This is a genomic window from Bradyrhizobium sp. 172, assembly GCF_023101065.1.
GTDB classification, from domain to species: domain Bacteria; phylum Pseudomonadota; class Alphaproteobacteria; order Rhizobiales; family Xanthobacteraceae; genus Bradyrhizobium; species Bradyrhizobium canariense_D.
Genome location: NZ_CP064701.1, coordinates 6,969,104 through 6,982,430, shown reverse-complemented (window position 1 = coordinate 6,982,430; position 13,327 = coordinate 6,969,104). Strand labels below are relative to the sequence as shown.

Annotated in this window: 11 protein-coding genes and 1 tRNA gene; 9 read left to right on the top strand and 3 right to left on the bottom strand. The window is 56.6% G+C overall.

Annotation, left to right across the window (positions count from 1 at the left end):
* Positions 1 to 525 precede the first annotated feature (525 nt).
* Together IVB07_RS33160 and IVB07_RS33155 are read left to right on the top strand one after the other, a co-directional pair.
* Positions 526 to 891 carry a hypothetical protein gene (locus tag IVB07_RS33160; protein WP_247367902.1) on the top strand — a complete coding sequence of 122 codons (366 nt, stop codon included), beginning with the start codon at positions 526 to 528 and terminating at the stop codon, positions 889 to 891.
* Positions 892 to 1,034: 143 nt separating this feature from the next.
* Positions 1,035 to 1,325 carry a hypothetical protein gene (locus tag IVB07_RS33155; RefSeq protein ID WP_247367890.1) on the top strand — a complete coding sequence of 97 codons (291 nt, stop codon included), beginning with the start codon at positions 1,035 to 1,037 and terminating at the stop codon, positions 1,323 to 1,325.
* A gap of 463 nt (positions 1,326 to 1,788) precedes the next feature.
* Here IVB07_RS33155 and IVB07_RS33150 read toward each other — a convergent pair whose 3' ends face one another.
* Positions 1,789 to 2,622 carry an RMD1 family protein gene (locus IVB07_RS33150; RefSeq protein ID WP_247367919.1) on the bottom strand — a complete coding sequence of 278 codons (834 nt, stop codon included), beginning with the start codon at positions 2,620 to 2,622 and terminating at the stop codon, positions 1,789 to 1,791.
* 720 nt (positions 2,623 to 3,342) lie between these two features.
* Between IVB07_RS33150 and IVB07_RS33145 the strand changes: the two genes are divergently transcribed.
* The 3 genes from IVB07_RS33145 (at position 3,343) to IVB07_RS33135 (ending at position 6,656) form a co-directional block, all read left to right on the top strand.
* Entirely contained in the window at positions 3,343 to 4,089 is a 747-nt protein-coding gene (locus tag IVB07_RS33145; protein ID WP_247767386.1) for an energy-coupling factor ABC transporter permease, read from the top strand.
* 335 nt (positions 4,090 to 4,424) lie between these two features.
* Positions 4,425 to 5,057 carry a thermonuclease family protein gene (locus tag IVB07_RS33140; RefSeq protein ID WP_346658611.1) on the top strand — a complete coding sequence of 211 codons (633 nt, stop codon included), beginning with the start codon at positions 4,425 to 4,427 and terminating at the stop codon, positions 5,055 to 5,057.
* 1,425 nt (positions 5,058 to 6,482) lie between these two features.
* Positions 6,483 to 6,656, top strand: a complete 174-nt coding sequence (locus IVB07_RS33135; protein ID WP_247767385.1) for a hypothetical protein — start codon at positions 6,483 to 6,485, stop codon at positions 6,654 to 6,656.
* Here the strand turns inward: IVB07_RS33135 and sugE are convergent.
* Together sugE and IVB07_RS33125 are read right to left on the bottom strand one after the other, a co-directional pair.
* On the bottom strand, positions 6,653 to 6,967 hold the full coding sequence (gene sugE, locus IVB07_RS33130; protein ID WP_247374644.1) for a quaternary ammonium compound efflux SMR transporter SugE: 315 nt from the start codon (positions 6,965 to 6,967) through the stop codon (positions 6,653 to 6,655). The two genes, IVB07_RS33135 and sugE, sit on opposite strands and share 4 nt — an antisense overlap.
* Positions 6,968 to 7,084: 117 nt before the next feature.
* On the bottom strand, positions 7,085 to 7,942 hold the full coding sequence (locus IVB07_RS33125) for an SPASM domain-containing protein (protein ID WP_247767384.1): 858 nt from the start codon (positions 7,940 to 7,942) through the stop codon (positions 7,085 to 7,087).
* Between the two features lie 1,171 nt (positions 7,943 to 9,113).
* On the opposite strand from IVB07_RS33125, the gene IVB07_RS33120 reads away from it, so the two are divergent.
* The 4 genes from IVB07_RS33120 (at position 9,114) to IVB07_RS33105 (ending at position 13,296) form a co-directional block, all read left to right on the top strand.
* Positions 9,114 to 9,377 carry a hypothetical protein gene (locus IVB07_RS33120; protein WP_247767383.1) on the top strand — a complete coding sequence of 88 codons (264 nt, stop codon included), beginning with the start codon at positions 9,114 to 9,116 and terminating at the stop codon, positions 9,375 to 9,377.
* Positions 9,378 to 9,524: 147 nt separating this feature from the next.
* Positions 9,525 to 9,592, top strand: a tRNA-OTHER gene (locus tag IVB07_RS33115).
* Between the two features lie 84 nt (positions 9,593 to 9,676).
* Positions 9,677 to 10,057 (top strand): hypothetical protein, encoded by a 381-nt coding sequence (locus IVB07_RS33110; RefSeq protein ID WP_247767382.1) that lies wholly within the window; start codon positions 9,677 to 9,679, stop codon positions 10,055 to 10,057.
* Between the two features lie 1,385 nt (positions 10,058 to 11,442).
* Entirely contained in the window at positions 11,443 to 13,296 is a 1,854-nt protein-coding gene (locus IVB07_RS33105; RefSeq protein WP_247767381.1) for an NAD(P)-binding protein, read from the top strand.
* The last annotated feature ends 31 nt before the right edge of the window (positions 13,297 to 13,327 follow it).

Below are 13,327 nucleotides of genomic sequence, written 5' to 3'. Positions count from 1 at the left end.
CATCTACCGGGCGGGCCCTTCCCAGGTTCCGCTACAATATGCCCGGAGATACCCAAAGCGCGCCGGATCCGAGACAGGGCGCAACTCATTGGCGGGAATAGGTCGTCCATCTCGGATCGACCGATCCTGGTTCTCTCCCCAAAATCTCGCCGGTTTCGTCCTTCTTGGAGTTCGAGGCGATCCGCCTGCCGCCACTGCCTCGCAACGCTGCCTATCACCTCAAACGGAACGCTGGAAGCAGGATTTCGCTTCGCCATAGCCGCCGACCCGACAACGTGCCATCGAGCGCCTTGTAGACTAGACAAGCACGGCGGATCACAAAATTAGCGATTTGCGACTCCTCCGCGCGACCGCCGGGTTGCGCATCGTCAGGCGGGCTGCGCGCATGCAGCACACAATTTTGCCCTTTCATTCGCCTGTATCGCCGGGACATATGGTCGGCCGGAGAGCATGACGATGGTTGGATTACAAAAGAGCAGGGCAGCCGCTAACGCGCGGCGAGCAGAGGCACGCCGTGAGAGTTCGGTGGGCGACATCCAGGCCCGCATAGCCGAACTGAGAAGCTTGCCGCGCGAGAAGCTCGCGGATGCGGTGTTCATGCTCTCGATGAATGCAAGACGGCAGGGCGAGTTGATACGACATGCGATCGAGAAGCGCGCCGAGGTCGACTTGGACTTTGATCCGCCGCCGAATGCTGATTTCGCGACCTATCTCGCAAATGATGTGGTCTCGACCTTACGCCACCACGTTGCTGACCTTCCGACCTTGCTGGACCTGTTGGTTGAGCGAGCGCCTGACGTCTGCTTCACCGTCGATCGGGAGGAGGCCGTTTCGCTACTGGCCGCAATCATTCGCGAACACCGGCTCGAAGGAGTCCTTGAAGGCCTCTAGGCTCGCCGGGCTCCTGAACCAGCCAGCGAAGGATCGCCATGCCGGGATCGGTTCGGAAGCGGATTTGAGAGGAGCTGCCGAGCGTGCGTGAGTGTCCAGGGCGCTTTGAGGGACAGTCCTGCAAGATTGAATGTCCAGAGCGGATGGGGACGTCAGAAAATCTCGGCGCCTGCTTGCGAGGTCAAAACCGCCTCGAAATTCGCGGCGTAGCTCCTTTGTCATCCGTTTCCCGTTTATCGCTGGCGCGGAGCCGCTATGCACGTCCGGTCGCAGTCCCCGGCCGCGTCAAGCTCGGCGACCTTCGCGTTAGCGAGGACGAGATCCGCATTCTGAGCTTTCATGTTCAGTTGCAGCGCGCGTTTGCCCGCTGGCGGATCATGGAACCGTTCGCTAACAGCCATGCAAGGGAAATCACGGCAGGACACGTCGACTGAGCCGCGGCGATGTGCCAAAGCGGCGAAAGGCGGTCGCTCAACTCGGTGAGGCGTCCTGGTGAAATCGACAGCCCTTGTTTCGGTAGTCGCTGGCTGCGCCCTGGGGCGGCGAGGCAAGGCTGGCAAGTATTCCGCGAGCAAGTCGAGAATAGCAGAAAAGCTGAGTGGCGGCCCACTGCAAATTGGACGAAAGGGCCTTCTTGGGTGGCGCTGGATCGTCGCCATGAACGCTCCGCCGAGCGTCTGCCATAAACCCCCTATCCTTGCTCGAGGCCGGGAAATACGCCGAACTCGCGTCGGCTATTCGCTGTCTTCGCGAGCCGCACCGGCTTTCGCCGAACGTCGTGTCCACGAGCACGCCGAAGACACAGCCGAAATCCGCAGCCCGTCAATGCCGGCCAGGTCGGTCAGTAGGCCTGCTCAACCCCACGAAGGCGCCTCACGCGCTGCGGCCAGCGGCACGTCAGCGACCTGCTGCAATAATCTGAAAGCATCCGATCGCAACTTCCATCACGATCAGCACGACTATAACCCACTCAAGACGCAGCGAGCGCCGTGTGTCGATAATGTCCGTCAGTGCGTTAGCCGTTCCGGAGATGGCCGACAGCTTGCGCTCAAGCATCTCAAGACGCTCCTTCAGTTCGTATTCGTCTTTCAGACGCGCATAGAGCCGCTCGAGTTCCGGCTTCTCCCAGAGTGCGTCGGGCTTTTCGGCAATCGCGATGCGGCCCGCGACGCGCTGCTCGACCAGGAGCGCATTGCCGATCAGTTGGAGAATGCCCTTGCGGCCCCGCGGCGTCCGGCCGCGCTCGGCCAGTTCGCGTGCAAAGGGTTCGATCACGTCGAACACCGCGGCGACACGGCGCTCATCTCGCTCCAGCGCCGTGCTCTTGGCTAGCGTATCGGCGATCAGCAGCAGCCGATCGTCACTAAAATTTCTAAGACAAATCCGCCCGCCCGGCAGGATGACCTCAGCGCTCTGCTCGTTGCAGAGCTGCGCCTGCGCGCTATCCTCCTCATAAGAGGTGAGTTCACCGATGACGCGCGGTATCAGGGTTTCGATCAGAGCGGTTTCCTCCGAGGGCGACAACCCGATGAGCACTACAACGCCATAGCGAAAGACCACGACAAGGCCCGCATGAATGCGGAAAGCGACCGGCGTCGAGGACACCAGCGTTCCGATTTCCAGAGCCGACGGGTTGATACGATCCCCCAGCATGACTGCCCGAATGCGCAGCACCGAGGCGGCCGCCGTCTGTCCGGAGACCACAGCCTTACCGGGCGTAAGTTGATCCATGTTCACTTTAGCATCCGGTTTGGCGCCACTGCGACGCGATAGCGTTCCCCCAGAAACACGTCCAGAACTTCGTCGCAGATGGTGCAGCGGAATTTGCCGGGCGCGTTGCTGAGAGATGAGGCTGAGATCCAGCAAATGCCGGCTCCAGAGTTTGGATGGGTGGTCTCTATTTCATGTTCGTGCATGCTTGCCCGCAAGCTCAATCGAACGCCCAGCAAAGCTCTTCGAGGAATTCGACGATCCCCGGCCGCCAAACATTTGGCTGCGCCGTAGGCGCCTTCCTCGAACAACGTCGAGCAAGATTGATGCCGAACCGGTGTCTTCGCGCCAGCGGCGTCAGGAGTTCCGCTTCAATGGGCGAGCGAAAATGATCGATTGGAACGGCGCAGGTTGATCAAAAAGCTGGTCGCGATGTGTGTTCAATTTCCTCCAGAGCATGTCGGCTACAGAACACGGCGGATCTTGGGCGCCGCACAAGCTTTCAAAGCGCAATCAGAGCCTTAACCGCGGCAGCGGCGCTGGCATAGCTGTTGCTATGAAATGTCGCAAAGACCGAGCGAAGGCTGAGTGCAGACCTGGTCCGATCGGGCGAAAACAGCACGTTGCCCGTGGACCGAGGATGGGGAAGGTGAAGTGCCGTTTCCAACCGTCAGCCACACGAACGTCGCGGCAAATTCTTGAGCCAAGGCCCGAGTACAACGGCAGAAAGGACTAGAGACCGTGCATATCGAACCGGGAATAGTAACAGGCGCCAAGTTCGTATTGAGCTGCGCGACAGGCATTGCGATGGGCTGCGTCGTGGCCAAGCTTGTGGTCGAGGCCATACACGAGCGGCGCGCTCTGTCATTTGCTGTGCAAGCCATCGCCGCGACGGGCCTTGTGTTCACGTTATTCGAATTCCTGCCGCACTTTGCGGTTTGGGCCTCGGAAGTGCACCTCGTCCTGGGCTCCACGGTGTTCCTCTTGTTTGGCGCGGCGGCGGCGGCCTTAGGTCTTGCGCTCGGCCTCTTGCTGCAAAGCGTCCTCTTTGTTCCGACCGACCTGCCGCAATATCGGATGAATGTCACGACGCCTCTAATACCGCTGTTTGCGATCAAGGCGCTCGCCAAGCGCCTCATTCCATCCAAGGCTGCCTATCGCGATCTGCAGTACAGCAAGGCGCTTTCGCTCTCGACTGCGTATCAATCCGGTATCGCTGTCTGGATCGCGTCTTTGGCGCTCTATCGCGCGGGCTTCGGCGCCGCCAACCTCGGTAAAGTCGCATCGCTCGCGGTTTACTATGCAGTTGTGGCCTTGGTCGAGCCGCCGGCTGATCTGGCTGCGCTGGCGCTCGGGAAACAAATTGGGCGGCGTGAGTGTGAGGGGATCTGTCGCCTACCGCTCCCAGAAGGCATGTTGCGGTCGAAAGCAACGATGGCCGCCATCTCGGCCGCTTTGCTCAAGCGATACGTACGGTTTCCCCGATAGCAGCCGGCTGCAGCGATCCCGGGCGACGCGCGCTCGCTGTTATCCGCGAGGGGGCCGACTTTATGCTCATTCCGCACAAGGCGACCAGGCAATCATTTCTCGCCGAATTGCGGCCGGCCGTCTGCGCCGGCCCGGTCGCTGGTGATCGGACGCGCACTACCGATTCGACCTGCTGGTGCGTGATGGGGCGAAGGCGAACTGCCGCCACGACGCGGAGGAATGGCGGGACGCGCTCAGGGCAGCAGCCTGGTCGCAGAGTATCGGGGGCGAGGTTGGACACGAGGGCGTCTTGCGCTGCTGATACACTGGGAGTCATCCGTCGAACGAGCTTATCCATGCAACATTGGCAGCCTCCTCAGCACAGCCGCGATGGACCGCCGTTCGGCGGCTTCCCATGCTCTGCTGCACTCGGCCGGAATGTTCGCAGTTCGACAAAGAAGATCGCCATGTATGGATTGATCGTGGTGTTGACCACGCTCGCACTGTACAGCATCGTGTTTGCCGGCGAATTGACCGGGCCGGCAAAGGTCATCAGCACCGACACCCTTGAAATTCACGGGACACGCGTTAGGCTCTGGGGCATCGACGCGCCGGACAAGTCCCAAATGTGCCGAGATATCAACCTCAATCCTTATCGATGTGGCCTCATGGCCGCGAGCGATCTTGAAGCCTTCATTGCAGAGCGCGAAGTCAGTTGTCTGTCAGTCCTGGAGGATGAGTGTGGACGGACATTGGCGATCTGTTCAGCTGATGGCATCGATCTCGGAGAATGGTTGGTGCGCAACGGTCTCGTGCTCGATTGGGAGCGATACTCCAGGGGCCGATACCACGCTTCGCAACGAGCGGCCGATCGTGCCGGACTGGGCTTGTGGGCGGGCAGCTTTGCCGTACCTTGGCTATATCGAGCGTGCATTCGGTTAGGTGGTGGACCAGCCAGCTGTTCTGACGACGCGAATGCTCACCCTTGACCGGTATTCCTCACACCAGAATATACGCCAGAGTCGTTCCGCACAAAGTGACCGTCACGGGCGAGCTGGCGTCGGCCGCGAGTGAGCAAGCTTACCACTGCCGCGCCACCATGCTCAAAAGGGGTAAGATGGTCTCAAACTCTCGTAAGCGCGAAAGTCGCAAGACAGAAAATCGCGAGCTCCACAGGAACGCCATGGTTCTCGCCCTAATTCTTCGGAATCATGGACTCGCAGTCATGCCAAGGCGGCGCCTTTTGAGCTTGAGAGAGCCGCATTTACTCGGATGAATGGCGGGCTCTCCGGACAAAGCAAAGGCGTGGCACGGAAAACAATCAGTTCCGCCGGGTACAGGTTGAGCGGAAGAAAGAAGGCCAGGGGCGTTCAAGGCACCATTGGGCGCGGTAGGCAACACGAATGAGGCTTGGGATGCAGCCGATCTCCACTCCATTCGACGCAAACTTTCAGGTTTTGACATGCCCAGGGCTCGCAGCTTGATTCCCAGAGGTCGCCAGATGCCGTCCCACCAAAACTCATACACTCGCACTCAAATCTGATGCAGCAAGCCGGTGTGAGCGCTTGCTCAACGCCGGCTCCGCGGGGCCTATCTAAAGGACGGCAATCGAATTGGGCCCTTTGCCGCGGGAACGCCGCATAGGTCCCTTCCCGGACTTCGCTGCTGTTGGCGATATCGGCGGCGATTGCCTTTTCAAGCCACGGCTGCTCCGATTTACGCCAGAATTTGGCCGGGCGCGTAACAAGCTGAACACCACACGTGCGGTTTCGGCGACAAAGACGTGTGGACCTGCCTTGCACGCGCCGATCACAACAAAGCCTCAGAAGACAATGCAGCTGCTCGTTCGGTTGGAAGCAGCACGGCTCGCTGACGACTGGCCGGAGATCCGCTGAATGAGCAAAACCGCATGCGACGAGCGCAATTGCTGCGGCAGCCCCAACAAGAACGTCAGATCGCATATCACCTACCGAACACGAAGTGCGCGCCTTCCAGAACGAAGCGTGAGCCACTGAACTCGCAGCGTCGCTCCCATAACCTAGTGGTGTGCAGACTCTGTGCCGACGGGCACGATGCAAGCTCCTGGCCTTTTTCGATCGCGATGTCGCCAACCCGACAATAGCCGTCATTGCTCAAACAAGCCCCGGGTTTGAGGTCGAACACGAATCGAATGCCGCGCGCCGGCACCGCCAGTTCGATGATTTCAGTGAACACTCCTGCGAAAGAGATTAGGTGATCGAGGTTCTTTGCAACCCCACAATGAAGTCGCACCTTAATTCGAGGCGCAGTGCTGAGCTCAGTCAAAGACCGCAAGCTCACCTCTGCGATCTAGGAATTGAACTGGGTCGGCAGTCCCTGATGATGCGAGTCGCGTCACGACAAGGTCGCGGCCAGATGGTCTCAGTCCAGAGGCCTTGCATCCGCTCGTTGTTCTTGGCGACTTCCGCGCCACTGTCGGCGCCGGGCCGCTCGACGGTGCGCTGGAACGTGGCCAGCTCGATCGTCCATGCCTGGAGAATTACGTGCCGGCCTCGGCGATCGTTGCGGCGCTGACCTGGTGGGGTCAATGCTTTCGATGTTTTCGTTAGGACACGAGCTTCAGCCCGACAATACCGGCGACGATCAGTCCGATGCTGGCAAGGCGAAACGCGGCGGCCGGTTCTCCGAACAGGATGATCCCGAGCGCTGCGGTGCCGACCGCACCGATGCCGGTCCAGACCGCATAAGCAGTTCCAATGGGCAGCGTCTTTAGAGCAAGGCCGAGCAGGATCACGCTGCCGGCCATGGCCGCGAGCGTGAGCACGGACGGAACGGGCTTGGTAAAGCCCTCGGTGTATTTGAGGCCGATTGCCCAGGCGACCTCCAGCAGGCCGGCGACGAATAAAATGCTCCAGGCCATGGCGGTCCTCCGTTCATGGCAGGGTCGTCCCCGCGGCTGATGTGGTGATGAGCTGGAACCGGCATCCTTGCCAGGGCTCGCGATTCGCTTCGAGCAGGGGTCAACTTCTCTCAAAGATCAGCATTCCGACGTTGTTGGTTCGGCGAATTCACACGATCGACAAAGCAGAAAGCCGTCCGTTCCGTTCATGCGATCGGCAATGTTGTAAAAAGCTGCCCCCTCGAAGAGATCCTTGTACCTGTCGCGGAGGAGGTTGCCCAAAACGTGTCGTCGCTCAAAATCCATGCAGCAGAAAGTAACGTCGCCGTTTGGGAGAAGAACATTACGATATTGCCGTTCGTCAGGACATGTCAGTGCTCCAACGATTGGCTGCCGCGCTTCAATCATCTTCTCGCCGTTGCCAGCCCTGCTGCGCGGACGCGAGCGAACCAGCGCTTCGTCAGGAATTATGCCGAGAAGTTCGGGATGCACCTCGCCCATGACTATGAAGAGCAACGATGAAATGTCCGCATCGACAAGTTGGCGCATCAAATCGACATAGTTGCGCCTGACGAGACCACTATCCATTTGCCTGCCGTCATCAAACACATGCACCAGGAAAACCCGGAACTGCATCGCACGCAAACGTCTTAGATCCCGCCCGTTCATTCCTACCAGGGTTGTGAAAATTCGGATTCCATGGCCACACGCATAGGCATGCTCAACCATTTCGGTGCAAGCCGGATTGAGCCAAGGCTCCGAATATCCGGAAAAGCTAATGTCGACGGCTGCTGGTACGCGCGCCAGACATCGCTTGAAATCTTGGAGAGAAAGATGCTTCACGTCGGATATCGCACTTTGCCGTTCGGCAAAGTTGTCTTGCGGACAATAAGAACATCCGACGACACAGCCAGTTGTCGTAGTAATCTCCAAGACCCTGCCGCCACTGATTGCAGAGCGCAGCTCCTGTGGAGTCATCGATTCTATATTGTCCACTTCCGCGCTCCGCGTTTGGAACAAAGAGATATTGAGGGGACCGTCGATTTGCATCTCATGCCGGTTCGCTCATGCTTCAGTTCTCGATTCGTCGTCCACCAGCGCGACTCGGCATGGTCGCAAGCGCGGCAGATGAAGAATGCGCCACGGCTCTCTCCCATAACACCCCAGTCCAGCAGGATTGGACGGCTGCCGAATGCACATCCCTCGATGGGGTTCGTCTAACGTCTCGCTTATTCCAATAAGCATCACTCATGCCATTGGCGGTACTGTCCTTAACTCGACAAGTCGGCGATAAATGTCCTCCAAAATGCGCGACCGAAGTGAAACTCTACGCAATCGATAGAGTACAATATGACGCTACGTACGATTCAAGCTCTCGCGAAAATGAGCTGAATGACAGCTTTCTTATGAATTTTGACGGTGTAGCCTGCCCCGAGCACCACGTCATCATGATGGTCGGCATCGACCCGCGAAGTTCCGATTGCGAGTGCCCTTGGCTCCGGTCGAGATTGCAAAGGCTTCACCTTCGTGCAGCAAAGCGCGAACTTCAGCAGTTAAAGACGTTACTCAACATAGGAGTGAGCTGGCGCGATTTTTGCGCGGCTCGGGCTAAGTGGTCGACCGCGTCTTCTTACTGTCAAAGGAAAAAAATGGTCGCTCTCGCCTGTGAATGCCGGTTCAGGTTACGCACTCGAAATCGATGGGCGACACAACACTGAATTTGCGACGAGAGACGGGGCCAAAACAGGCGCACGCGAGCTGAAGAAGCGGTTTCCCATGCTGCGAGTGAGAATCTATGACGCGCAAGCCAAGACTCGAGAGGACGTCGCGTGAGGCTGGTCGATCGATCGCAGCGACGGCAGGTGCTGACTTCTTGCTGATAAACATCGCCTTGAAATCTATATCAAGACGCGCACGGCAAAACATTGGGGTGGCGGCACGGTACAAAGTCGCAGACAGAGAGTACCACAACGGATTGGGCCTATCTGCCGATGAGCGCCGATATGACCGGGAAGTCCTCTCTTCAGAAAGCTCACAGATGTGAGCTCCGCATGTCGCGAGCCACCCGTCCAGCTTGCGACGAGAGTTTACACGAGCCGGGAACAACTCTTCGATTCATCATCGACACCTGCCTGGTATATGTTTGCCCTCAGGCCGCGGTAATATCATGATCGCGATGACAATCTCCCCATGGAGCCTGACCACAACCTATTCACAAGTTCCGAGAAAAGCAGAGTCCCTTGTTCTTTCCAGGCTGTTGCCACGGCGCATCTCCGCGGCATTGTTCAGCGATAGCGGCCCGAACGTAAATCGCATGGGAGGAGGGGCTCTCTACAGCAAATGCTGCTCGGATGATCCGCTCGACAGCAGCTATCGCCTCGACGCGATCACTGTGGCGGCGCTCTTTGGCTTGCGCTGTATAGGTTTCTGATTCCTGGTGGAGCGAGTAACTCGAACCTCAACCAGACCATTATGAGCGGCAGGCTATCGATCGGATTGCTTGATTTTGCTGCAGTTTCGTTCGAGCTCGATAGCTTTCTTTGCGGTTCGTTCACGCCGTTTCTGGTGCGATATTGGTGCGGTTGAATTTCGACGTTCAGTCTGTGGAACAGGAGGTCGGTGGTTCGAGCCCACCCAACTGTACCAGTGGTGCGGATACATCCGCATTTTTAGCAACGGTGATGATTCTGATTTTGATTGGAACAAGGGGGGCGGTTATACAGCCAGCATATGAAGAGCAGCTACCAGCTCATGACCGGCGCCCAACGCAGTCTGACGACCATCAACGGTGAACCGGTCGCTGAAATCGATATTCGTGCGAGCTATCTCACCATTTTTCTATCAATGCACGGTATTCAACTTGATGACACCAAGGACCCTTACGAGCTTGAGGGCTTTGGATCAGAGCATCGAGTAGCTGTTAAGAACTGGTTCACAGGGACTTTCGGCAGCAAAAGACCTATCCGTATGTGGCCAACGAAAATGCGTCAAGGACGAGCCAACCTTGAGCAACTATCGCCCATCTACCATCACTCAAGCAGTCATGAGGCAATACCCGGCAATGGCTGCTTGGGGTCTACCGATCAACGGGCACATTCTGAGCTGGGCTGACCTGATGTTCGCGGAAAGTGAAGTGATGTCCGGAGCAATGCGAAAATTGATGCTTGTCGACCACACACCCAGCTTGTGTGTTCACGACAGCCTGATCGTCCCGGTTTCGAAAGCGGCAATCGCTGGTGAAGCCATAAAAATGACCTTCCATGCGAAGCACCGGGTAAATCCATCGCTAAAGATTAACCCACCATCAACAGAGACAAAGAGGGACTGGAGGAACCCGAGCGAAGGGAATTGATATGGAATTGGTTCTACACACACATAGATTCTAGATACTCATAGGTACACAGGGAACGCTTTCTGCGAGGCCCCTCAGAAGAATGTGTTCGTCGGCCCCGTAACAAAGCGGCGGGGAACCTTCGGCGGCAGCGGGGTTTCGGACTTAAAGTATCCTGAGCGGGCCGTAGGGGCCCTGTGAGAGCCTTCGCGGTCGGGCTCCCTTGATTTTGCTGAGGGGTCTTTTCTGCTCGCCATAGGCTCCGGCTTAGCGTTGGGCACCCTGCGGCGTTACCACTTGCCGGTATCTTTCCAAATCCACGAGACCCTGTAGCCCGCCCACGAGAGGCCGTATTCAGGTAGGCCAACGGCCCCAAAGGATTGATCCTTTGCCGCTCGTGTCTGGCGCTGTTTCCATCGCAGGATGTCCCGACGCCGATACACGAAATGGGCCGGTCGTTTTCCACCGGGGGAGCCCACCGAGTGGATCGCAGGTGGTCACGTCACTTGCAACGTTCAGTGCCTCAACGGCGACTGCAAACGCACCGTGGACTTCAGGCTCGACAGGTTTCCATTGGATCGCCCTTGGTCGCGTGTGGACTGGCGTCTTGTTTGTACGGAATGCGGCGCGGCAGATTCGGTGAACATCGTTCCGAATTGGCGTGACACGATTGGGCGCGCGGTGGCCCTTCAGCCAGGTTCGGCACACTCGCACTGCTGCTGTTACCTCGGCAGGGGCAAAGAAGCTTGAAGTTGGGCCCGCCATCTCGTCCATTTGGGACCCCGGTGCCCGGAAGGGGACCCTTCGTTTCTCGCGCTCGGAAAGCTGATCCTTTGTAACCGTCCGAATGTCGTGGAGCACCACTAAGTAAGTAGTGACCAATGACCAAGGTGGCGAATGTCCGCTATTGTGGGCAGAACGGATATGGCTCAGAGGAGACCGAGGGTCAGTTGATGACCCACAGCAGACTGTCGGTCCTGACCGTCCTTAAAATCCTATTCGGCACTTCGACTGGGAGTGCGCACAATTTGCTGCATTCCCACTTCTCTCGCTACTGGTGTATTGTAACGGTCGCACAATCCGGACCGACAACTTTTGTTTAAGTCAAAATTCTCCAACACCTGGTTTAGGCTTCCCCCGTTTGATGCCAGGAGTACGATTCTCCATGAGTAAGCTAAACGATAATGAAGTCGATAATGCTTGGTGGCGCCGAGTCCTCGAAGCTGCAACCACTGAATATGAGAACGTCTATTCGGCCAGTTTTTTTGCTAGGCAGAATATCTCGATAGTTGATCAGCAACAACGTGCACTGAAGTTATGCTATGCTTTATCACACCTTCCCGAAGGGAAGATAACCAACCGTAGTCATATTGGCATTGTTGGCGCCGGGTTCGCGGGTCTCACTTGCGCAGTGGCACTCGCAATGCGTCATAATTGCACAGTCAGCATTTTCGAACGTGACGGCGAGCTATTGAAGAAGTTTCGCGAAGCGTCATTTCGATATATTTCACCACTCCTCAATTCGAGAGCTGAGATTGACCCCCATGACTATGAAGGAAAGTCAGAAAGGACGATGTTGCCGTTTTTGAACTGGTCAGCAAACTTTGCTCCAATTGTTTCGCAAGAGGTAATTCGAAAATTCGAACACTATAGGCGATATTCGAATATATCGCTTCACCTCGGCGAAGAGGTTTCCAGCATCCGCGGGTCGCTTCGAAAGAAACCGGAGATTCATACCTTAACGGGGGTGGGACTGAACAGGGTAAGAAGAAATCTGCTCGTTGATGTTGCAATTGTGGCAACTGGATTTGGTGCCGAAAAGCGCAGTAGTCGTACCAATGACGTATCGTATTGGCATTCCGGGAATCCGGAATTTTATAGACCTGTTATAAAGAAACGTGGCCAAGGGGAGCGCGTACTGATATCAGGAAACGGCGACAGTGGGGTAATAGAACTTGCTCACTATTTGATTAGCGAATTTAATCATTCGGAATTGCCACTGTTCGTGCCGGGACGGACCTCGGACGGAGCGCCCTTCACGGCTCCCATTTCGTCGTACGGGTTGGACTTTCGCAAGATCCTAGATGAGTTTCACCCCGCGGCTATCGACGTGCCTGGGCCCATAATCTGGTATTTTCAATATCGATTCGGAAAGCGGCAAAGATCATTGCACCCGAGGTTTAACCTTGGATCCAACAAGATGCGTGCATGTGGCCGGTTGATTTATGAAGAAATCGACAAACATTTGAAGCTTTATGAACCGGGGGATGCTCTGCCCGCTGAACTCCTAGAGCAAATTGATTTAGCGGTAACTCCACTCGTGCGGAACATGGCGAGCTACGACATTCACTCCCATATGAAAAAACTTTCTTATTCCGCGATTACGCAGTCTTATATTTGGCGACGAGAATTGAAGCGGGACATAAAGAGTAGAATCAGAAACAACTTTGAAATTGTAGTGGAGGGACTAACGCCAACGATCTATTCTCCTGGGCAGGCACCGCAGAACTGGTTTTTGCTTCGGCTCCTCCACATCTTTGGTGAAGATCACTTTTCCTACCGCCAAGTTGCCGCTAGAACAGAGAAAACTGACTTGTCGAAATTTGATCGGGTGGTCATCCGTCGCGGACCGAGCTTCGCGACCTACAAGGAGCTTGCGAAGCCGAAAGCATACCGACCCGCAAATGTGCTAATCGACGACCCCGAGATTTGGTGGCGATGGACGCAGAAAGCCTCGAAGAACTTCGAGGATGGGCTGAATGATTTTTTTCGGACCCCGCGGTGGAGCCTTTTGTTGCGAAAAGTAGAGCCTATCGAAGATCATTCAGGCAAGGAGGCGTCCGACAGTCTCGATTTAGGTCTAGTTGATCGGCTCTTTCTGCGGGCTTGGACCGAAGGTAATCTCGGGCCGGCTTTGAGAGATTATCGACAAATCAAGCGCTTGTGGAGCAGGAAAGACTATCAGGCAAAGCTGGTCGCCAGAATGAAGACTTTATCGAACAATTCATGGGATTGGTGACAAGCGAGACACAATATTCGGTTGTCGTGAA

Bases quoted from the DNA above. Each gene is read 5' to 3' on its own strand.
- IVB07_RS33110 (WP_247767382.1), top strand. From the start codon at position 9,677: ATGAAGAGCAGCTACCAGCTCATGACCGGCGCCCAACGCAGTCTGACG.
- IVB07_RS33120 (WP_247767383.1), top strand. From the start codon at position 9,114: ATGATCGCGATGACAATCTCCCCATGGAGCCTGACCACAACCTATTCA.
- IVB07_RS33105 (WP_247767381.1), top strand. From the start codon at position 11,443: ATGAGTAAGCTAAACGATAATGAAGTCGATAATGCTTGGTGGCGCCGA.
- IVB07_RS33155 (WP_247367890.1), top strand. From the start codon at position 1,035: ATGGGGACGTCAGAAAATCTCGGCGCCTGCTTGCGAGGTCAAAACCGC.
- IVB07_RS33140 (WP_346658611.1), top strand. From the start codon at position 4,425: ATGCAACATTGGCAGCCTCCTCAGCACAGCCGCGATGGACCGCCGTTC.
- IVB07_RS33150 (WP_247367919.1), bottom strand. From the start codon at position 2,622: ATGGATCAACTTACGCCCGGTAAGGCTGTGGTCTCCGGACAGACGGCG.
- sugE (WP_247374644.1), bottom strand. From the start codon at position 6,967: ATGGCCTGGAGCATTTTATTCGTCGCCGGCCTGCTGGAGGTCGCCTGG.